The organism is Flavobacterium psychrolimnae (assembly GCF_003312425.1).
GTDB lineage: Bacteria > Bacteroidota > Bacteroidia > Flavobacteriales > Flavobacteriaceae > Flavobacterium > Flavobacterium psychrolimnae.
The window spans coordinates 124,926-146,103 of sequence record NZ_QNUX01000008.1 but is presented as its reverse complement, the minus strand read 5'-3'; the positions used below and the strand labels follow the sequence as shown (position 1 = coordinate 146,103).

Below are 21,178 nucleotides of genomic sequence, written 5' to 3'. Positions count from 1 at the left end.
AGTACCATTTTAGTTTAAAGTTCAAAATTTTAGCCTTTAAAGTTTTAACCAACATTTCATATTTATTGTTATTAAATTAATATTATATTAAATTTCTTAACCTTTAATTCCAATTCATTTGATAATATTTCGATTATTTTGGTAAACTTCAAATGGAAAAACCTTGAAAAAAAGAAAAGTCGAGTTAGTGGTGATTTCAGATGTACATCTTGGAACTTTTGGAAGCCATGCCAAGGAACTTTACAATTACTTATCCACCATTAAGCCTAAGATTTTAGTCTTAAATGGCGATATTATTGATGTCTGGCAATTTAGAAAATCTTATTTTCCAAAAGCTCATTTAAAGGTCATTCAAAAAATTATCAGTTTTGCTTCAAAGGGAACAAAAGTCTATTACATTACAGGAAATCATGATGAAATGCTACGAAAATTCAGTGATATGAATTTGGGTAATTTTTCATTAGTTGACAAATTAGTCTTAGATCTTGATGATAAAAAAGCGTGGATTTTTCATGGTGATGTTTTTGATGCTTCTGTACAGCACTCAAAATGGATTGCAAAATTGGGTGGATTAGGATATGACTATCTAATTCTTTTAAACCGATTTGTAAATTGGTGTTTGTTAAAACTAGGAAAAGAACCGTACTCTTTTTCTAAGAAAATAAAGGCTAGTGTTAAGAAAGCAGTAAAACACATTTCTGATTTTGAGAAAACAGCCACTGAATTAGCAATCGAAAAGAAGTATGATTATGTAATTTGTGGTCACATCCACGAGCCAAAAATGATTCAAAAAGAAACTAAAATTGGCAGTACAATGTATTTAAATTCCGGAGATTGGATTGAAAATCTTACAGCATTAGAGTACAATAAAAAACGTTGGAAATTATTTCGCTATTCGGAAATGAATTATATTGAGGAAGATAATCTTTTTGAGATGGAAGATATTTTGAGCAATCAAATCATTGCCTCCGTGCTTTTCTCGAAACAAAACATTTTGATGTGATTCTCGTTTTAGGGCGCTGTGATTCCGGAATATGTAAATTATATAACTTTTATCTGAAATTTTATAAAAATTTACCCTGTGTTAGCGTTACATTTGTATCAACAAAAACTCACATATGAAAAAGATTATTTTATCGGCAATAATGTTAATTGGATTAGCATTTACCGCACAAGCACAGGATATTTCAAAAAATGCATTAGGTCTTCGTTTTGGAGATAGCGGTGGATTTGGTGCTGAACTTTCTTACCAAAGAGGTTTATCAGCTAACAACCGTTTAGAATTAGACTTAGGTTGGAGAAACAGAAGTAACTTTAACAACAACAACTATGATGACAATGCAATCAAACTAACAGGTTTATACCAATGGGTTTGGAACATTGATGGTGGTTTCAACTGGTATGCTGGTATTGGTGGTGGTGTTGGAAGCTATGGTTATGAAGATAACAATACAAAATACAATGATACATTTGCATTTGCTGCAGGAGATATCGGTATCGAATACAACTTTGATATTCCATTGTTAATCTCTTTAGATTTCAGACCTGAATTTGGTGGAAGTGGATACTACAAAAACAATTACGGATCTGATGTAGCTTTAGCTCTTAGATATCAATTCTAGTATTATCTAGATAATACATCAAAAACGGCCACTAGAAATAGTGGCCGTTTTTTTATTTAATAATAATTTCTTTTTTAGAATTTATTTTAACAACACAAAAAGGAGTTGTAAACGCCTGCGTTACCATGCTACCAGGTTCAGGATTAGTTTCTTTTACAGTTATAATTACATTTTTATCAGTTTCTACAATATTCTCAATTCCTATACTGTAACCTCCAGTTGTTTTCTCTCCCATATTCAAAACAATAAAATTCGAGTTCTGAATATCAGTAGCACTAATCTTATCTTTCAAATTTTCATCATTCTGCAGCATTTTAATTTCGTTTGGCTCAGAAAGTATTTCAAAAAAACGAATATTGGCGCCGCCATTAGATTGCTGTGTCAAAACTTCATATAATTTGCTTGTATCTGAAATTTTTGAAGAAGTAGCGCCACATGAAGCAAGCGTAATAGCAAATGCGGAAAGAATTAGTTTTTTCATTTTCTATATTTTAAATAAACGGAATAGCTTTAAAAACATATTCTCATTCATAAAGTTATCAATCGAGAGTTTATAAATATTTATTAATGGCTTTTTGATACAACTCTTCGTAAAGTGGCAAAATATTTTTAATATCAAATTGTTTTGCAACTGATAAAGCATTTTCTTTAAATTGTTTCAGAACCGAATCGTCTTTTAAAATTTTCAATGCATTTTGAGCCATTTCATCGGTGTTCCCAACGTTACTTAAATAACCGGAAATACCATCAAAATTTACCTCAGGCAAGCCTCCAGAATTACTGGAAATGACAGGAACTTTGCACGCCATTGCTTCCAGAGCGGCTAAACCAAAACTTTCTGTTTCAGACGGAAGCAAAAACAAATCCGTTAAGCACAAAATTTTGTCAATTTCGTTACTGTTACCAAAAAAGATTACTTTATCTAAAATTCCCAATTCCTGACATAAATATTCTGCTTTTTCTTTTTCAGGACCATCTCCTACCATCATCAGTTTCGCCGGAATCTCTTTCTGGATGTTATAGAAAATTTTAATTACATCCGGAATTCTTTTTACTTTTCTGAAATTACTGATGTGTGTAATAATCCGTTCATTTTCCTTTGCCATAACTGAACGCTGACAAGGAATACTCGGATCATTTATATTTTTTTCCAATTCAATAAAATTTGGAATCACCTCGATTTCATTTTTTATATTGAATAATTTAAGTGTGTCATCTTTCAAACTTTGGGAAACCGAGGTAACAAAATCAGATTTATTGATGCTAAAGGTTACGGCTGGTTTATAAAAAGGATGATTTCCAACCAATGTAATGTCAGTTCCGTGTAATGTAGTCACCATCGGAATATTGATTCCTTCATCTTTCAACATTTGCTTGGCCATATAGCCCGCATAAGCATGCGGAATGGCGTAATGCACATGAAGCAGTTCTATTTTATATAATTTTACCATATCGACTAATTTACTGGACAAAGCCAATTCATACGGTTGATAATGGAATAAAGGATATTCAGGGACATTTACTTCGTGGTAATGAACATTTGGACTTAAAAGTGCCAAACGTACGGGCTGACTGTAGGTTATAAAATGGATTTCATGACCGCGACGCGCCAATTCCAGCCCTAATTCTGTAGCGACAACACCACTACCTCCAAAGGTAGGATAACAAACTATTGCAATTTTCATGTATGTAATTTAATGAAACGAAATTAAGAAAAATAGGAATGGGTTTTATGGAATTTTAAGTTAAATACGAGATGAACTTAAAATTTCATTCGCTGAATTCTAACCGCATTCAAAATTGCTAGTAATGCCACACCAACATCTGCAAAAACAGCTTCCCACATTGATGCAAGTCCACCGGCTCCAAGAATTAGAACTATTAGTTTTACAGAAAAAGCCAAACTAATATTTTGCCAAACGATTTGTTTTGTTTTTCTTCCAATAGCAATGGCGGTAAAAATCTTAGTAGGCTGATCATTTTGAATAACAATATCAGCCGTCTCAATTGTTGCATCGCTTCCTAAACCACCCATAGCAATTCCGGCTTGCGCCAAAGCAATTACCGGAGCATCATTTACGCCATCTCCTACAAATGCAACTTTTAGTTTTTGGTTTATAAGCGCTGTTACTTTTTCGACCTTATTTTCCGGTAATAAATTCCCAAAAGCTTCATCAATATTCAACTCCTTGGCAACAGCTGAAACTACAGCTTGATTATCACCGGAGAGCAGAATTGTTTTGATATTTATTTGGTGTAAACTTTCAATAGCTGTTTTTGCATCTTCTTTTATTTCATCGGCAATAAGGAAATAACCTGAATATTTTTTATTTATGGCAACAACAATAATAGTAAATGGAATTGTATCTAACTGTTTGTCATAATCGATATCAAATTTATTCATCAGTTTAGGATTTCCCACTAAAATTTCTTTTCCATCCACAAGGCCTTTTAAGCCAAGGCCTGAAATCTCCGCAACATCAGAAACAACAATTTCATTATTAGCATTATTGGCAAATTCTAGTAGTGCAGAACCAACAGGATGCGTAGATTTGGCTTCGATTGCAGCAGTGTAAGTAACCAAATCGGCCTCGGAAATCCCTATTGAAACTACTTTTTGAACTTTAAAAACACCTTTAGTCAACGTTCCAGTTTTGTCCATAACCACTACCTGAATAGCTGCCATTGTATCCAAAAATGTAGATCCTTTAAACAATATTCCGTTTTTACTTGCTGCGCCAATACCGCCAAAATACCCCAACGGAATAGAAATCACTAAGGCACACGGACATGAAACCACCAAAAAAATTAAGGCTCGATACAACCAGTCTTTAAACACATACGTTTCAACAAACAAGATTGGAACCAAACAGATGGCAATGGCGAGATATACTACTATTGGCGTATAGATTTTAGCAAACTTCCTCATGAATAATTCTGTCGGCGCTTTTTTGGCAGTAGCATCCTGAACCATTTCCAGAATTTTAGACAATTTACTGTCCGTAAATGCTGTAGTAACTTCAACTTGAGAAATCGTATTGAGATTAATCATTCCTGCAAGAATTGTTTCTCCTTTTGATTTGGTGTCAGGTTTACTTTCGCCGGTTAGTGCGGCTGTATTGAAAGTGGCATAATCCGAAAGCAATTTCCCATCCAATGCTACTTTTTCCCCGGGTTTTAATTCTATAATTGCGCCAATAGGTACTTCCGACGCTTTAATTGCAACCACAGTTTGTCCTTGAACAACATTTGCTACATCAGGTCTTTCATCCAATAATGATTTTATGTTAGATTTGGCTTTTTGTACCGCCATCATTTGAAACAGTTCACCAATAGCATAAAAAAGCATTACAGTAACTCCTTCCGCATATTGACCAATGCCAAAAGCGCCAATGGTAGCAACACTCATCAAGAAAAACTCAGAAAAAACAGCTCCGTTTCTAATACTTTGAAAAGCATCTTTCAAAACTGGAAAACCCACTGGAATATAAGCTATAACATACCAAACAATTCGAATCCAACCATTAAACCAAGATTGCGGAAAGTAACTATCAAATAATAATGCAACTAATAATAATGCAAAACTGACAATAGAGGGAAAAAACATCTTTAATACCCCTTCACTTCCATTTGAATGATCGTGATCATGGTCATGTCCAGAGTGATTTTCAGTATCACTTTCTGATGAGCAGCAATCCGTTTGTTTATTTGTTACCGTTTTATTATCTTCTATTGAGCAACAAGCATCCTGATGACTAGCTTTATTAGTATGTTTGTGCGCCATAATTGCAGTAGATTAAGAATTCTAAAAGTACAAAATTAACCCTCAAGAAGGTAGTTGAACGACTCTTTTCTAAACCTAAACTGAATCCAAAAAGATTGTAGATTTTAATCTGTAATGGCTTCGTAAATTATTTTCTGAATGTCTTCCCGAATATTTGCTTTGGATAATCTGTTCTCTGCAGCAACCGGAAAAGTTCTATTGGATAAAAAAACATAGACAATTTGCGTTTCAGGATCTGCCCAAGCCATTGTTCCAGTGTAGCCGGTGTGTCCAAAACTGGTCATTGAAGCACAACCGCATGTAGGTCCTTCGGTACCCAATTGTGGTTTATCAAAACCAACACCTCGCCTATTTCCCACTGCGCAAAAATAGCAAGTATTAAAGTCTTCAAAAGTTTTCTCGGAAAAATATTGCTGATTGCCATAATTCCCTTTTTGCAGATAAAGTTCCATTATTTTAGCCACATCCATTGCATTTGAAAAAACTCCTGCATGACCAGAAACGCCACCTTCTAAAGCAGCCGATAAGTCGTTGACATACCCTTGCAAAAGCTGGCGACGGAAATATGTATCCGTTTCCGTTGGCGGAATTCTATTTTTATCAAATTTATTCAATGGATTAAAACTGGAATTATTCATTCCAAGCGAGCGATAGAAATTTTCCTGAATCAAGATATCTAATGTTTTACCCGTTGTTTTTTCCAAATAGTCCTTCAAAATCATGAAAGTGAGATCACTGTATTTGTATTCTTTTTTTACTGACAGCTTACTATCAACAATCATTTTCATAATGGTGTCGCTAAAATCATCTCGTATAAAAAGACTATCTCCTAATTTTTTTGAGAAATTCTCTTCAGCAACTTTCCTAAAATAAACCTCAGAAGGAGATTTTGATTTATCCATTGTAGCCTTGTAAAATGGAATTCCTGCCGCTAAACCAGCATAATGAGACAATAAATCCTTGAAATTGATATTCGCTTTATTAGAATCTTTAAAAATTGGAGACATTGTTGCTAATGTAGTCTCCAAATTTATTTTTTGCTGATCGTATTGCAACATAACATTTGGCAAAGTCGCTAAAATTTTTGTCAACGACGCCACATCATAAATATCTGAATCCTGCACTTTTATCGATTTATCATACGTATGGTATCCGAATGATTTTTGATAAATAACTTTACCTTTTCGGGCTACCAAAACCTGAATTCCAGGTGTCATTTTAGCATTAATCGCTTTATTGGCAATACCTTCAATTTTTGATAAAATAGTCGAATTCATTCCAACATTTTCTGGTGTAGTGAAACCTAAACGATTCAATTTTTCTGTTGGCAAACCATCATTTACTTTGAAACTATCATTGATTGAAACCGGTAATTTGCCTTTTGCTTCAATCGATCCAAAAATTAGTTCGGCAGAAACAATCTGAGCAATCGAACTATTTTGATAAGAAACAACCAATCCTTCGATATCATCAAAATTGGTAATTGGCAGTAATGAATAAGGTTTGGCAAAAACATTCAGAATTACTGTATTGTTTTTGGCTAAAAAATTAATCTTGAATAACTCATTAGATTTTAAATCATCGTTTCTAAAAGCAACATCTGATTTGTGATAGCCAATAATTACCGTTGTAAAAGGCTGTAATTTCGCTTGAAGACTATCCAAATTAGTTTCTTCAATTTCAGTTACTTCAGCGTATTTTTTTAAAGTCGATAAAAAATCATCGTTGCTGTCATCGCCAATTTTTACGTAAGCAATTTTTTGTTTATCCAAATTTTTAACTGGCAAAACAGCCGAAGTATTTTTTAGAACAGTAATTGCATTTTCATACAATTCATATTGTAATGCATCATTTTCTAAAGCATTTAAATCATTGTACAAATTTTCTATAACAATCGGTTTGTACGTATTCAAACCAGCTTTATACTTGAATTTTAAAATTTTCTTTACAGAAAAAGCCAACCGTTCATCAGTAAATAAATTCAAGGAATATGCTAATCTAAATTTATCAATCGCAGCAGGAACATTTTCAGGAAACAACAAAACGTCATTTCCGGCCATAAAAGCTTCAAAATTAATTTCGCTGGGTAATTTAAAATTACTTACACTTTTCATATTCAAAGCATCGGTGAAAATAAGTCCATGGAAACCCATTTCTTTTTGAAGAATATCAGTAACTACATTATAAGAAATCGAAGAAGGAAAATTAGGTCTTGGTTCTAAACTGGGAACGCTTAAATGTGCCACCATAACTGATGCAAGTCCTTCATGAAACATTTTTTTGTAAGGGTAAAACTCAATATCCTTTAGTCTCTCTTTCGAAGAATTAATGATTGGTAATTTTTTATGAGAATCGGTATCTGTATCGCCATGACCTGGAAAATGTTTCCCTGTCGAAAATACTCCCTGACTTTGAACCCCGTTCATAACGGCAATTGCCCGTTCTGTAACTTTAAATTTATCTTCGCCAAAAGAACGAAAACCAATAATAGGATTTTTAGGATTTGAATTGATATCAAGTACCGGTGCAAAATTAAACTGCATTCCCAATCGCTTGCTCTGCTTTCCCATTTGCACACCAACTTTCTCTAAAAGTTTCATGTCTTGAATGGCGCCAAGAGTCATATTCCAAGGATAACGATAGGTAGAATCCAATCGCATACCCAAACCCCATTCCGCATCACTTCCAATAAAAAGAGGAATTTTTGATTTGGATTGAAAACGATTAGTCAATTTAGCCTGGCGAACCGGACCTCCTTGGAAGAAAATTAATCCTCCAATTTTATAATCCAAAATAAGTTTTTCAATGGCATTACTATGAGCAGAATCTTTATTGGAATAAGCAGCAACCATAAATAATTGGCCAAATTTTTCCTCTAAGGTCATAGTATTATAAAGACTGTCTACCCATTTGTTTCCTTCGGGAGATAAGTCAAAAAGCTTAGGAATATTAGTAGTATTTATGCTGTCCAAATTTTCTATTTTGGACGGACCTGTGGATACAATTGTTTTGTTCTTATTCACTTTTGTACCAACGCAACCAGCAGCAACAAAAATAAATAAGACATAAGAAAAAACAATTTTGATGCCTATTTTTTTCATTGAACTATTTTGTTTAAAAAAACCTACTGTGCCAACTGTCGATAGCTGGAACTTCCCAAGATTCATTATATTCTTCTACATTATTAACCAGATTATTGAAAACGATTGTGTTCTCCGTAACGGCTTTATCTTTTACCATTTTCTTGAAATCAATTAATGGCTTATGGGCAATATGCTCTCCAAGTTTGAAAGTAACATTCATTTTATCCAATAAATCAACGTTGTATTTTTGTTCTAAACTTTGGATAAATTCAACGGAGGAATCAATAGAACATCCTGTTGCGGGCTGAACATCTTGATTTACTGCAATAATAATGAAACGATTGTATTTTAATTCATACGATGATTCTAAACTAGTGCCATGCGCAGCCCAACCTTCTAAGAAGGATTGCAAAGCAATTTCTATTTCAGAAAATTCCGCATCCGAAAACTTTCTGTTCGATTGATAAATCCAAATTCTGGATTCTTCGGGTAAATTTTCAAATGGAACGTACATTGTAATTATGAATTATGAGTTATGAATTTTGATTAGGATAATCAAAATTTGTAATTTTAATTGATTTATAAATCCTGCGCATTTGCGATTAATTCCGCAATATCCATAACTTTTACATCACCTTCCTTTTCTTTGTTTTTAATCCCATCTGTCATCATGGTATTACAAAAAGGACAACCAGCAGCAATTATTTCCGGTTTTGTTTCTAATGCGTCTTCGGTTCTTTCAACGTTGACTTCCTTATTTCCTGGTTCAGCATCTTTAAACATTTGGGCACCACCGGCACCACAACATAAACCATTAGCTTTGGAACGCTTCATTTCAACTAATTCAGCATCCAATTTTAGAATTAAATCTCTTGGTGCTTCATATACATTATTGGCTCTTCCTAAATAGCAAGGATCGTGAAAAGTAATTCGCTTTCCCTTGAATTGCCCACCTTCAATAGTCAATCTTCCATCATCTAACAACGATTTCAAGAATTCCGTATGGTGAACTACTTCATATTTTCCGCCTAATTCCGGATATTCGTTTTTAAGCGTATTAAAACAATGCGGACAAGCAGTGACAATTTTTTTTGCTTCGTAAGCATTCAAAACTTCAATATTCATCATCGCTTGCATTTGGAATAAAAACTCATTCCCAGCTCTTTTCGCGGGATCACCTGTACAACTTTCTTCAGTACCCAAAACTGCAAAAGGAACATTGGCACGATTTAAAATTCGTACAAAAGCCTTAGTTATTTTCTTTGCTCTATCGTCAAAACTTCCTGCACAACCAACCCAAAATAAAACTTCTGGTTGTTTCCCTTGAGCTAACATTTCGGCCATAGTTGGCACTATTAAATTCTCTGACATACTATTTGTGATTCGGTTATTCGTTGATTTGATTATTCAAGTAAACGGAAAATTATTTTTTGATTATTTGATATGAACTCTAAACAAATAAAACTATTATTCGTTTTTCCAATTCAATCGATCTTGCTGATTGTACTGCCAAGGTGCACCATTATTTTCAATATTGGTCATCATAGCATTCAAAGGCATTGGAGCCGCACTTTGTTCCATAACTAAATAGCGACGCATATCCATAATGATTGAAAGCGGACTAATATTTACCGGACATTCCTCTACACATGCATTACAAGAAGTACAAGCCCAAAGCTCTTCTGGTGTAATGTAGTCGTTTAATAATGTTTTGTTATCCGGAATAAAAATACCTTTATTAGCATCAATATTTCTTCCTACTTCTTCCATTCTGTCTCTGGTATCCATCATAATCTTACGTGGAGACAATTTCTTTCCTGTTATATTCGCTGGACAAGATGAAGTACAACGACCACACTCTGTACAAGTGTAAGCGTTCAATAATTGTACCCAATTTAAATCCTGAATATCACTTGCGCCAAATTTACTCGGAACTGCATTTTCATCCACTGGAGCTGCCGCAAAAGGATCAGCGTTAGGATCCATCATTAACTTCACTTCTTTAGTAACTGATTCTAAATTATCAAATTGACCTTGCGGATTCAGATTTGCAAAATAGGTGTTTGGGAAAGCTAGCAGAATATGTAAATGTTTTGAAAAATAAAGGTAGTTCATGAAAATCAAAATACCCACAATGTGTAACCACCAAAATATCTCTGAAAGCAACATTACCAATTCATTTGACATACCGTTAAAGATAGGCTCAATAAATTGACTTACAGGAAAAAAACCTGCTTTTATAAAATGTGAAAAACCACCCGGAACATTTTGCAAATGCAAATCAGAAGCGTTCATTAATAAAAATAATGTCATTAGAACCACCTCGAAATACAAGATGTAATTCGCGTCACTTTTAGGCCATCCTTTCAAGTCTGAACTTACAAATCGTTTCAGTTTGATTGCATTTCTTCTGCTCCAGAAGGCAAAAACAGCTACTAAAACCAAAAATGCTAAAATTTCGAAAGAAGCAATCAGTACATCATACGTTGTTCCTAAAAAAGCAAAAACACGATGCGTACCAAAAAGTCCGTCAATTATAATCTCTAATAATTCAATGTTGATGATTACAAAACCTACGTAGACAATAATGTGAAGTATACCGGCAATGGGTCTTTTTACCATCTTTGATTGACCAAGTGCAATCATGGCCATATTGGTCCAACGCGCTTTAGGATTATCTGAACGATTTACATCAGTTCCAAGATTGATATTACGTCTAATTTTTTTAACACTGTTGAAAAAATATCCAAAACCAATAACCAATAGAATGGCAAATAAAATATTGTCTAAATAGCTCATAATTGCTAATTTTTTACATTAGGTATAGAATCGTTCGTAGGACCAACATAAGGTTTGTTTTTCTTTCCAAAAACAGAGATATTCACATATCGTGTTGGATAGAGTCTAATATCCTGCAAGAGTAATTCTAATTCTTTTGTAGAACTTTTAATGTTTTGGTAAAAAGCTTCGTCATTTAATAATTTCCCCATAGAACCTTTACCTGATTCCAAACCGCTCATGATACCATCAACTCTTGCTAAAGTTGCATTCAAATTACGGGCAGTTTTACCTAAATCAGCTTTATTAAGGGAATCTGAAATTTTAGAGAAATTTCCAGATATTTTATTGAAATTGGTTACCACTCCATTTATTTGAGTTTTATTAGTGTCTAATAAATCATTAACATTCATAGAAACTTTGTGAAACTGTTCAATAGTCTTGCTCAATTCAGCCAAAGTAAGCTTTAAATCTTGCTGCCCTTTTTGATCCAAAACGTTATTAAGTCCTGAAATTAATTTTTCAGTACTTCCCAATAACTTTTCCAGTTTTTCCTGAAGAGGAGCTAATTGATCTCCTACTTTATCAGTAAGTCCCATTTTCACTCCACCTTGCAACTTCTGACCATCAACAGCTAATGTTTTGTCATTAAAATTTGGAATAATAGCAATTTGTTTTCCTCCAATAAATCCTGGCTCATAAATAGAAGCAACACTGGAACTGGAAATTGGAAAATCAGTTTTTAACTGTAATTCCACTAATAATACACCTGTATTTTCATTTATGGTGATGCTGCTAACTTTACCCACGACTAAACCGTTTAAGGTTACTGGTGCTGATGTAGCTAAACCTTCTACACTTTTATATTCTACAAAAAAAGTTTTGTAATTGGTAAATAGGTCTCTTCCTTTTAAAAAACTGTAGCCCCAAATAAATAATAAAATCGACGCTATTACTAGAATGGCAGTTTTAATTTCTCTTGTTATTTTCAAAATTTAAGTATTTTTTACAAATTTAATATAAATTATTTGACTTGTTGTAATTATTTCAGCGCTTCTTCAACACTAATATTTTTTCCATCACTAAATGCTATAATATACGCTGAAGAATACCCTTTGGATTTAACTTCTTTCAAATTCTGTTTCGCAACATTATAATCCGATGTTGCACCGTAAGCATATTTATAAAAGGAGCCGTTGTTTGTTCTTACGCTGACATTTTTTAATCCTTTAAAATTAGAAGGATTTAATTCGATATTTTTATTTCCGGCTGCAAATTGAACTTTAAAAATCACTTCAGAATTTTGTATTCTTGTTTCGCTCTTTTTCGAAACTGATTTTTCAATATTTAGTTTTGATTTTGTGCGCTTTGAACTATTTTCTGTACTGTTTTCCGTTATTTTTTTGGTGGAAGTATCCTGATAAGTATTGCCGGATTGTATTCCAAAATATTCTTTTTTGTATGCGATAATTGCTGTAGCAATTGCCTGTGCCATCTTGTTTTGTCCCACATTTGAATTTAGAAAAACGCCTTCCTCGTTATTGGATAAAAAGCCTAATTCAATCAATACGCTGGGCATGTAAGCGGCATCCAAAACCCATAACGGAGTCTGTTTTATTCCTCTTGATTTTCGATGTACTTTATTTTTAAAATTATTTTCAATTTTTGAAGCTAGATTTATACTTCGGTCTAAATAATCTTCTTGCAGAATTTTTAACCCTATTAATGTTTCGGGATTTTTGGGGTCAAATCCTTTATAGGTTTGCTTGTAATCTTTCTCCAATAATATAACCGAGTTTTCTTGTTTTGCAATTTCTAAGTTACCTTTGCTCCTTGCCAAACCCATTACAAACGTTTCTGTACCAAAAGGAACTGGATTTTTGACAGAATTACAGTGTATGGAAATAAATAAATTAGCATCAAGACTGTTCGCCTTTTTTGGTCGGTCTTTTAATTCTATAAAAACATCTGATTTTCTGGTATGGATGACTTGAATACCGCCCTCTTTTTCAAGGAGCTTTTCTAGTTTCAATGTAGTTTTAAGTGCAATTTCTTTTTCAACAAAACCATGATAGGAATTACCGGGATCTTTTCCACCGTGACCCGCATCTAAAATTACAATAAACTTAGTTTTAGATTGAGAAAAGATATTTACTGTAAAAAATAAAAACAGTAGTATAAAAACTATTTTAGTTTGTTTGAGAATCTTCAAAATATAAGTAGGTGTGTTTTCCGATTATAACATGAAAGTAGCTGCTATTATTTTAGAGCATCCTGAATGTTGATTTTTTCTCCGTTTTTGAAAGCGATCAAAAAAGCAGTATTGTAACCTTTATCTTTTGCTTCGCTTAATTGCTTTTTTGCTTCGTCATAATCAGCAGTTTCTCCGTACATATATTTGTAAACTCTATTTTCATAGGCTACAGAAATATTTTTCAGCCCATTAAAATTTCTAGGAATCAATTCCAGTCTTTTAATGCTTGCCGAAAGTTGCACTTTGAATATTGGTTTAGTATTATCAACCGCCTTTTTAGTTTGCGTTGGCTCCACCGTTTGAGACATCGTTTTTGGTTTTGCCGGAGTAACCGTATCTCTTATTGGTTTTTCATTTATTTTTTGCGAAGGTCTTTCTTCAAAAAATTCCATTTCGCCACTACCATAATATTCTTTTTTATAACTGATAATCGCATCAGCAATAGCTTTGGCAATTTCATCCTGTCCTTCTTCAGAATTTAATTTATTTCCTTCAGTAGTATTAGAGATAAAACCCATTTCTATTAATACTCTTGGCATATATGCCTTGTGAAGTACCATAAAAGGAGCTTGTTTTACTCCGCCACCTCTAATTTTTTTACCAAGATCCTCAAAAGCATCTTCTACTTTACTTGCCAGCGAAATACTGTTATCTAAGTATTCCTCTTGCATCAAAGTCATTCCAATCATCGTTTCGGGAGAGTTGGGATCAAATCCTTCATATTTTTGTTTGTAATCTTTCTCTAATGTAATTACAGAGTTCTCTTTTTTGGCCGCCTCTAAGTTTGATGCCACTTTGCTCAAACCCATTACGTAGGTTTCGGTACCATCAGCAGCAGTGTTTCTATTAGCGTTACAATGAATGGAAACAAAAATATTGGCATTAAATCTATTGGCAATATTAGCTCTTTCGATCAAATCAATAAATACATCTGTTTTTCGGGTGTAATTTACCTCCATTTGTGGAGTGGCTGCTAATATTTTTCCAACTTTTAAAACTACTGCCAAAGCAATGTTTTTTTCAACTCGCCCTTCATAAACAGCACCAAAATCATGCGCTCCATGACCTGCATCTAAAGTCACCTTAAAATTATTGGATTGACCATACCCAATTACCGAAAATATTATCAAAATAAAAGTTAATATTCTTTTAATTTTATATGTTTTGCGCATAAAGCTATAAGTTAATTTAATTAAAACACTACCGTTATAAATTTATTTATTTGACTATTTTTGACAAAAAATAATATGTAAGTTTGACATGTCAAAAAACAGGCCATAATTTTACAAAAATAGCATTTAAACCTTTGTATACAAACTTATTTAATATCGTTTTATTATCAATTTTCCTGTCACTTGGGTCCGGTAAATTATATTCTCAAGATATCCCAAAAAAAAAGACGGCTATATCCCCTACTAGACAAATAGATAGCACCAAAAAAAGCGTTACCCAAAGTAAAGCTCCTGTTGTAACTGTTGAAAAAGTTGCTGATACAATCAAAATTGACAGTATCAAACCTAAAAAAGCATTTCTAGACGGAAAAGTGAGATACAAAGCAGATAAATATGCTAAAATTGATCAGAAGAAAAAAATCATAACTCTTTATGACCAGGCAGAATTATACTATCAGGACGTTGAACTGAAGTCGGGAATAATTGTTATGGATTATGAAAAAAATGAAGTTTATGCCGGACGTATCAAAGATTCAACGGGCACTTACACTCAATATCCAAATTTCAAACAAGGCGCCAATGTAATTGAACCTGATTCTATTCGGTTTAACTTTAAAACAAAAAAAGCTTTAATTTGGAATTCAAGGTCTGACCAAGGTGAGTTTAAAATAAAAGCGGCCATAACCAAAAAAGAGAATGACTCAGTTTATTTTCTAAAAGGAGCCCGATTTACTACTTCGAAAGATGTGGATAATCCTGAATATTATTTTCAAACTAATAAAGTAAAATTTATTCCAGGCAAAAAAGTAGTAACCGGTTTGACCAATATGGTTATTGCAAACGTACCAACTCCAATTGCTTTGCCGTTTGCTTTTTTTCCAATGAGTAAAGAAACCAGTATTTCCGGGTTAATTTTACCTAGTTACAATGACTCTAACAACAGAGGATTTTCACTTCAAAATTTAGGATATTATTTTGCGCTCAGCGATAATTATGATTTAACAGTTTTGGGGGATTATTACACCAACGGAAGTTATGGATTGCGTTTTGAATCAAGTTATGCGAAAAGATACAATTACAGAGGAAACCTGAACGTTCGATTTGAAAATTTAATCACCAGCGAAAGAGGCTATCCAGATTATTTGAAGCAAAATATTTATAATATTCAATGGTCACATTCGAAAGACTCGAAATCAAATCCAAATTCCAGTTTTTCAGCGTCTGTGAATTTAGGAAGCAGTAAGTATTTCCAGCAATCCATCAATCAGGTGAATATTGGATCAAACCTTAATAATACTTTGAGTTCATCGATATCGTATTCAAAAACTTTCAATTCAGTTCCACAGGTAAGAATGTCGTTGACTGCAACACATTCACAAAATACACAAACCGAAGAAATTAATATGACTTTGCCAACCTTACAATTAAGTGTTGACCGGATTTATCCGTTTGTGGGGAAAGACGGAGTTCGAAAAGGTTTGCTAAAAAACATCAACTTACAATACAATCTAAACGGGAGAAATAGCATTGTTACCAATGATTCTTTATTCTTCAAACCTCAAATGTTCCGCGATGCAAAAGTTGGTTTTCAACACAGCATTCCATTAAGTACGAATTTTAAATTATTTAAATATTTCAGTGCTTCATCATCTTTGAATTATGAGGAAATTTGGTATACCAAAACAATAGAAAGAAGCTATGATGTTGACCAAAGTAAAGTTGTAGACAAGACCATCAATGGATTTGACGCTTTTAGAACGTATTCATTCTCTTCAAGCATAGGAACCACCATATACGGGACTTTTAATTTTGGTAATGACAAAAAAATAAAATCTATAAGACACGTCATGAGGCCATCGGCATCGTATGGTTATACCCCAAGTTTCGAAAAATATTATGATACTTACGCATCCGATGCCAGTGGAACAATGAACAAACAATACACCCGCTTTGAAACTGGAATTTATGGTGCTCCGGGATTAAACAATGCTAATACGTTGGGTTTTGATTTGAGCAATACTTTCGAAGCTAAAGTAACTGATAAAGACAGTACCAAAGTGGAGCCTAAAAAAATAATGTTACTTAATAACTTAAATCTTTCTACATCGTATAATCTGGATGCAGACGGAGTAACTTCTTTAGCTTTTTCGCCAATACGAGTTAGCGGTGGGACAACTTTACTGGATAATAAAATGAATGTCAATTTTGGGGCAACATTAGATCCGTATGCTATTGATAATTCAGGTAACCGAATTAATGTTTTTAATATTGATAATGGCGGAAGTCTTTTTAGAATGACGAGTTCTAATATGACCTTAAATTACTCCATTTCGAGCCAAGGTAAAGACGATAAAAAAGATAAAAATGTTCAAAGCCAACGAAATGGTGGTCGAGAGGATGATTTATTTGGAACAAATACTGATTTAGGAGACAGCAGAAGAAGCCAATTCGAAGATGAAGAAGAGACGGAAGGCGAGGATAAAATTTCTGAATTTTTCAACTCTAAATTGCCTTGGGACATGACATTCGCCTATTCATTAACGTACGGGAATAACAACCGAGAGAATCAAATAATTGGTAATTCTATTATGATATCAGCCAATGCTGACATTACTCCAAAATGGAAAGCAGGTGTTTCTACAGGTTACGATTTTGTTCAAAAAGGCGTTACATTCACACAACTTCGTTTTGAAAGAGATTTGTTAAGCTGGAGAATGGATTTCAACTGGTCTCCGTTTGGTACCAATGCCAACTGGGGTTTCTTCATTGGAATAAAATCAGGCGTATTGAGTGACATCAAATGGGACAAAAGAAGTACGATCAACAGATAATTCTATTACCTATTAAATACTAATTAACGCTACGTTTTTTAACTTTAGACAAGCTTACTTTTATGAAAAAAATAATTTTAACAGAAAATGCTCCGGCTCCAATTGGACCTTATAACCAAGCTGTTCTTAAAGGAAATACACTTTACACTTCAGGTCAAATTGCTATAAATCCAGTGTCAGGAGAATTGATTACTGAAACCATCGAATTAGAAACTGAACAAGTGATGCAAAACATGAAAGCGGTTCTGGAAGCAGCAGAAATGACTTTTGATAACGTTGTAAAAACAACAATCTTCATTATGGATATGAATGATTTTGGAAAAATAAATTCTGTTTACGGTTCCTATTTTAACGAAAAAATTGCTCCAGCTCGCGAAACGGTTCAAGTGGCTTGTTTGCCAAAAAACGTTAATGTAGAAATCTCGATGATTGCAATACTTTAGTATTCAAGAGAAGCATTAATTCAATCAATATGCATTCAGTTTAGAAACTATTTAAAATAGTATAAAATAAAAAAATCACTGATGATTTACTTTTAATCAAGTAAATTGTCAGTGATTTTTTTTTGTTCAAAACTGAATTTCTCCAGCTGAAACTATTTATTTGCTATATGGTAAGCAATAAGTCCGTCAATAGGTCTTCTTAAAACATTCCCTAATTGCAATTCATATTTATCAAAAGTTTCTTGCAATTCTTCTTTCAAATAAAAAGCAATGGAACCTACAAAATGCACAGGAACCTCTTTGCAGTTTTCATATTGTTTGATATAATTTTTTACAAAAGATTTCATTCCTTTGAAAATAATTTTTCTGCAGAACTCTGTTTCTTTATGCTGAATTAAAAACTTTGCAAAAGTCGCTAAATAAGCATTTGGATTTGGTTCTTTATACAGTTTGCTTTTTATAGCATCTGGATCTAAATCGTATTCTTTTTCAAATTCAACTGCCAGTTCTTTTGGCATTTTATTGAAATAATATTTTCTTATTAATTCTTTTCCAAAAACATTTCCACTACAATCATCCATGGCAATATACCCTAAAGATTGTACTTTTTGGTGTAATTCTTTACCATCAAAATAGCTGCAGTTTGAACCTGTTCCTAAAATAGAAACAATTGCTTTCTCTCCTTTTGGAGTTGTTGCATAAACGGCTGCATACGTATCTTCTTTTACGTCAATAATGGCGTTAGGGAAATACGTTTGAAAAACTTGTGAAAGTGTAATTTTCATTTTATCGGTACCACAACCGGCACCATAAAAGAACAAATGAGTTGCATTTTTTTTATTTTGTAAAATGTCAAAACGATCATTTAAACGTTCAATTATTTCATCTGCTTCAAGAACTTCAGGATTTAACCCTAAAGTCTGTGTTGTAAACAATACTTTGCCATTGTCATCTATTGCAATCCAATCAGCTTTTGTAGAACCACTATCAACTATTAATCTCATTTTCTTTTGGTTTTTTGGTTTTGGAGTTAGCTGTTTTCTACTTGCGTTTAATGGAAAACATCTATTTTAAAAAAGTAACAAAAAATAAAATCCCGTTAAAATAAAGATAACGGGATTTGTAAATATAAAGAATTATTTTAAACCTGCAATGTGTACAGATAAATCAATTAATTTGCTAGAATATCCATATTCATTATCATACCAAGAGATGATTTTGAAAAAAGTAGAATTCAAACCAATTCCAGCGTGAACATCTACAATAGAAGTTCTTGAATCAGAAATAAAATCCTGAGATACAACTAAATCTTCAGTGTATCCTAAAATACCTTTCATTGTAGTTTCAGAAGCCTTTTTCAAAACTGCCATAATTTCTTCGTATGAAGTTTCTTTAGCAACTTTTACAGTTAAATCTACTACAGAAACGTCAGCTGTAGGAACACGCATTGACATACCTGTTAATTTTCCGTTCAATGATGGAATCACTTTACCAACTGCTTTTGCTGCACCAGTCGATGATGGAATAATATTTAGGTTTGCTGCACGTCCACCTCTCCAGTCTTTTCTAGAAGGACCATCAGTAGTCATTTGAGTTGAAGTTGTTGCGTGAACAGTAGTCATCAAAGCTTCAACAATTTCAAAATTATCGTGAATAACTTTAGCTAAAGGAGCTAAACAGTTTGTTGTACAAGAAGCATTAGAAACAACCATATCAGTAGCTTTAGCTTCAGTATGGTTAACTCCCATTACAAACATAGGTGCATCAGCAGAAGGAGCAGAAATGATTACTTTTTTTGCACCACCTTTGATGTGCTCGTTTGCAGTTTCGATAGTTGTAAAGAAACCTGTACATTCAGCAACTACATCAACATCAACTTCATTCCATTTTAAATCTGCTGGATTTCTTTCCGCTGTAATACGGATGTTTTTTCCGTTTACAAAAAGTTGTCCTTCTTTTACTTCTACAGTTCCGTTGAAACGACCATGTACTGAATCATATTTTAATAAGTAAGCCAAGTGATCTACATCTAATAAATCGTTGATTGCTACAACTTCTACATTATCTCTATTGAAAGACTCTCTGAATACAATTCTACCAATTCTTCCAAAACCGTTTATTCCTAATTTTACTTTTGACATTTTACTTTAATTTTTTTGTTTATTTTATATTAACTTCATATAAAGTCTAATTTCCTCACAATAAACTTTAACCACTTATGTAGACATGATGTCTGAAACTCTTAATAATTCTCTATCAATCTCTGTTTTGCCTTTGATTGCTTGTTCCAAAGGTGTCAACGAAACTTTATCATTTTGTAATCCAACCATATAATTCGATTTTCCTTCTATCAAAGATTCAACAGCTTTTACACCTAATCTACTGGCTAAAACTCTATCAAAACATGAAGGTGAACCACCACGTTGCATATGACCCAAAACAGAAACTCTAACATCATATTCTGGTAAATTGGCTTCAACGTAATCTTTCAATTCGAATACATTTTTACCTATTTTATCTCCTTCTGCAATAACTACAATACTGGATGATTTACCTGAAGCTTTACTTTTTTGCAAAGATTCCAATAATCGGTCTAAACCTAAATCTTCTTCTGGGATAAGAATTTCCTCTGCACCTGCTCCAATACCGGCATTCAAAGCAATATGACCGGCATCTCTACCCATTACCTCTACAAAGAATAAACGGTTGTGAGAACTCGCAGTATCTCTAATTTTGTCAATTACATCTACTACGGTATTAAGTGCGGTATCGTATCCTAAGGTATGACTGGTTCCAAAAATATCATTATCAATGGTTCCCGGAATTCCCATCACTGGAAAATTAAACTCCGTATTAAACAACAAACCTCCTGTAAAAGTTCCATCACCACCTATTACCACTAAAGCATCAATTCCGGCTTTAGTAAGATTTTCATGTGCTTTCTTTCTTCCTTCTGGAGTTTTGAATTCTAAAGATCGAGCTGATTTTAAAATCGTCCCTCCTTTATTTACAATGTTGTTAACGCTTCGAGGTCCCATTTCTTTGAAGTCTCCTTCAATCATTCCCTGATAACCTCTATAAATTCCTATACATTCTATGTTATGATAAGCACAAGTACGAACAACTGAGCGAATTGCTGCGTTCATTCCTGGTGAGTCTCCTCCCGAGGTTAGAACACCAACTTTTTTTATTGTTTTTGGCATTATTTAAG

At 33.4% G+C, this 21,178-nt stretch carries 17 protein-coding genes; 4 read left to right on the top strand and 13 right to left on the bottom strand.

Features of this window, described 5'->3' with window-relative positions; translation table 11 throughout:
- Positions 1-163 precede the first annotated feature (163 nt).
- Both DR980_RS10105 and DR980_RS10100 read left to right on the top strand, forming a co-directional pair.
- Entirely contained in the window at positions 164-1,003 is an 840-nt protein-coding gene (locus DR980_RS10105; RefSeq protein ID WP_113635680.1) for a UDP-2,3-diacylglucosamine diphosphatase, read from the top strand.
- Between the two features lie 115 nt (positions 1,004-1,118).
- Positions 1,119-1,622, top strand: a complete 504-nt coding sequence (locus DR980_RS10100) for a hypothetical protein (RefSeq protein WP_113635677.1) — start codon at positions 1,119-1,121, stop codon at positions 1,620-1,622.
- A 52-nt stretch (positions 1,623-1,674) separates the two neighbouring features.
- Here DR980_RS10100 and DR980_RS10095 read toward each other — a convergent pair whose 3' ends face one another.
- The 10 genes from DR980_RS10095 to DR980_RS10050 form a co-directional block, all read right to left on the bottom strand.
- The gene (locus DR980_RS10095; protein ID WP_113635675.1) at positions 1,675-2,103 is read right to left on the bottom strand and encodes a protease complex subunit PrcB family protein; all 429 of its coding nucleotides are present in this window, start codon (positions 2,101-2,103) and stop codon (positions 1,675-1,677) included.
- A gap of 70 nt (positions 2,104-2,173) precedes the next feature.
- A complete protein-coding gene (gene bshA / locus DR980_RS10090; protein ID WP_113635673.1) occupies positions 2,174-3,307 on the bottom strand; it encodes an N-acetyl-alpha-D-glucosaminyl L-malate synthase BshA in 1,134 nt (377 codons plus the stop codon).
- A 77-nt stretch (positions 3,308-3,384) separates the two neighbouring features.
- Positions 3,385-5,406 carry a heavy metal translocating P-type ATPase gene (locus tag DR980_RS10085; protein ID WP_113635671.1) on the bottom strand — a complete coding sequence of 674 codons (2,022 nt, stop codon included), beginning with the start codon at positions 5,404-5,406 and terminating at the stop codon, positions 3,385-3,387.
- Between the two features lie 104 nt (positions 5,407-5,510).
- On the bottom strand, positions 5,511-8,507 hold the full coding sequence (locus tag DR980_RS10080; RefSeq protein ID WP_113635669.1) for a glycoside hydrolase family 3 N-terminal domain-containing protein: 2,997 nt from the start codon (positions 8,505-8,507) through the stop codon (positions 5,511-5,513).
- A gap of 13 nt (positions 8,508-8,520) precedes the next feature.
- A complete protein-coding gene (locus tag DR980_RS10075; RefSeq protein WP_113635667.1) occupies positions 8,521-9,003 on the bottom strand; it encodes an ABC transporter ATPase in 483 nt (160 codons plus the stop codon).
- A 65-nt stretch (positions 9,004-9,068) separates the two neighbouring features.
- Entirely contained in the window at positions 9,069-9,860 is a 792-nt protein-coding gene (locus DR980_RS10070; protein WP_113635665.1) for a (Fe-S)-binding protein, read from the bottom strand.
- A gap of 96 nt (positions 9,861-9,956) precedes the next feature.
- A complete protein-coding gene (locus tag DR980_RS10065; protein ID WP_113635663.1) occupies positions 9,957-11,288 on the bottom strand; it encodes a (Fe-S)-binding protein in 1,332 nt (443 codons plus the stop codon).
- A gap of 5 nt (positions 11,289-11,293) precedes the next feature.
- Positions 11,294-12,259, bottom strand: coding sequence for an MlaD family protein (locus DR980_RS10060; RefSeq protein ID WP_113635661.1), 966 nt, complete (start codon positions 12,257-12,259; stop codon positions 11,294-11,296).
- Positions 12,260-12,309: 50 nt separating this feature from the next.
- Positions 12,310-13,479: an N-acetylmuramoyl-L-alanine amidase family protein gene (locus DR980_RS10055; RefSeq protein ID WP_244199291.1), complete on the bottom strand. Its 1,170-nt coding sequence runs from the start codon at positions 13,477-13,479 to the stop codon at positions 12,310-12,312.
- Between the two features lie 47 nt (positions 13,480-13,526).
- The gene (locus DR980_RS10050) at positions 13,527-14,693 is read right to left on the bottom strand and encodes an N-acetylmuramoyl-L-alanine amidase family protein (protein WP_113635657.1); all 1,167 of its coding nucleotides are present in this window, start codon (positions 14,691-14,693) and stop codon (positions 13,527-13,529) included.
- An 83-nt stretch (positions 14,694-14,776) separates the two neighbouring features.
- Between DR980_RS10050 and DR980_RS10045 the strand changes: the two genes are divergently transcribed.
- On the top strand, positions 14,777-17,524 hold the full coding sequence (locus tag DR980_RS10045) for a putative LPS assembly protein LptD (protein WP_113635655.1): 2,748 nt from the start codon (positions 14,777-14,779) through the stop codon (positions 17,522-17,524).
- A gap of 62 nt (positions 17,525-17,586) precedes the next feature.
- Positions 17,587-17,967 (top strand): RidA family protein, encoded by a 381-nt coding sequence (locus tag DR980_RS10040; RefSeq protein WP_113635653.1) that lies wholly within the window; start codon positions 17,587-17,589, stop codon positions 17,965-17,967.
- A 152-nt stretch (positions 17,968-18,119) separates the two neighbouring features.
- Here the strand turns inward: DR980_RS10040 and DR980_RS10035 are convergent, their stop codons facing one another.
- The 3 genes from DR980_RS10035 to pfkA all read right to left on the bottom strand — a co-directional run bounded on the left by DR980_RS10035 (position 18,120) and on the right by pfkA (position 21,170).
- Positions 18,120-18,971, bottom strand: a complete 852-nt coding sequence (locus DR980_RS10035) for an N-acetylglucosamine kinase (protein WP_113635652.1) — start codon at positions 18,969-18,971, stop codon at positions 18,120-18,122.
- A gap of 132 nt (positions 18,972-19,103) precedes the next feature.
- A complete protein-coding gene (gap, locus tag DR980_RS10030; protein ID WP_113635650.1) occupies positions 19,104-20,108 on the bottom strand; it encodes a type I glyceraldehyde-3-phosphate dehydrogenase in 1,005 nt (334 codons plus the stop codon).
- 75 nt (positions 20,109-20,183) lie between these two features.
- Positions 20,184-21,170: a 6-phosphofructokinase gene (gene pfkA / locus DR980_RS10025; RefSeq protein WP_113635648.1), complete on the bottom strand. Its 987-nt coding sequence runs from the start codon at positions 21,168-21,170 to the stop codon at positions 20,184-20,186.
- Between the last annotated feature and the right edge of the window lie 8 nt (positions 21,171-21,178).

What these genes read in the sequence shown, in the direction of transcription:
- DR980_RS10050 (WP_113635657.1), bottom strand. Translation starts at nt 14,693, where the DNA reads ATGCGCAAAACATATAAAATTAAAAGAATATTAACTTTTATTTTGATA.
- DR980_RS10035 (WP_113635652.1), bottom strand. Translation starts at nt 18,971, where the DNA reads ATGAGATTAATAGTTGATAGTGGTTCTACAAAAGCTGATTGGATTGCA.
- gap (WP_113635650.1), bottom strand. Translation starts at nt 20,108, where the DNA reads ATGTCAAAAGTAAAATTAGGAATAAACGGTTTTGGAAGAATTGGTAGA.
- DR980_RS10095 (WP_113635675.1), bottom strand. Translation starts at nt 2,103, where the DNA reads ATGAAAAAACTAATTCTTTCCGCATTTGCTATTACGCTTGCTTCATGT.
- DR980_RS10065 (WP_113635663.1), bottom strand. Translation starts at nt 11,288, where the DNA reads ATGAGCTATTTAGACAATATTTTATTTGCCATTCTATTGGTTATTGGT.
- DR980_RS10080 (WP_113635669.1), bottom strand. Translation starts at nt 8,507, where the DNA reads ATGAAAAAAATAGGCATCAAAATTGTTTTTTCTTATGTCTTATTTATT.
- DR980_RS10100 (WP_113635677.1), top strand. Translation starts at nt 1,119, where the DNA reads ATGAAAAAGATTATTTTATCGGCAATAATGTTAATTGGATTAGCATTT.
- pfkA (WP_113635648.1), bottom strand. Translation starts at nt 21,170, where the DNA reads ATGCCAAAAACAATAAAAAAAGTTGGTGTTCTAACCTCGGGAGGAGAC.
- DR980_RS10075 (WP_113635667.1), bottom strand. Translation starts at nt 9,003, where the DNA reads ATGTACGTTCCATTTGAAAATTTACCCGAAGAATCCAGAATTTGGATT.
- DR980_RS10070 (WP_113635665.1), bottom strand. Translation starts at nt 9,860, where the DNA reads ATGTCAGAGAATTTAATAGTGCCAACTATGGCCGAAATGTTAGCTCAA.
- DR980_RS10085 (WP_113635671.1), bottom strand. Translation starts at nt 5,406, where the DNA reads ATGGCGCACAAACATACTAATAAAGCTAGTCATCAGGATGCTTGTTGC.
- bshA (WP_113635673.1), bottom strand. Translation starts at nt 3,307, where the DNA reads ATGAAAATTGCAATAGTTTGTTATCCTACCTTTGGAGGTAGTGGTGTT.
- DR980_RS10040 (WP_113635653.1), top strand. Translation starts at nt 17,587, where the DNA reads ATGAAAAAAATAATTTTAACAGAAAATGCTCCGGCTCCAATTGGACCT.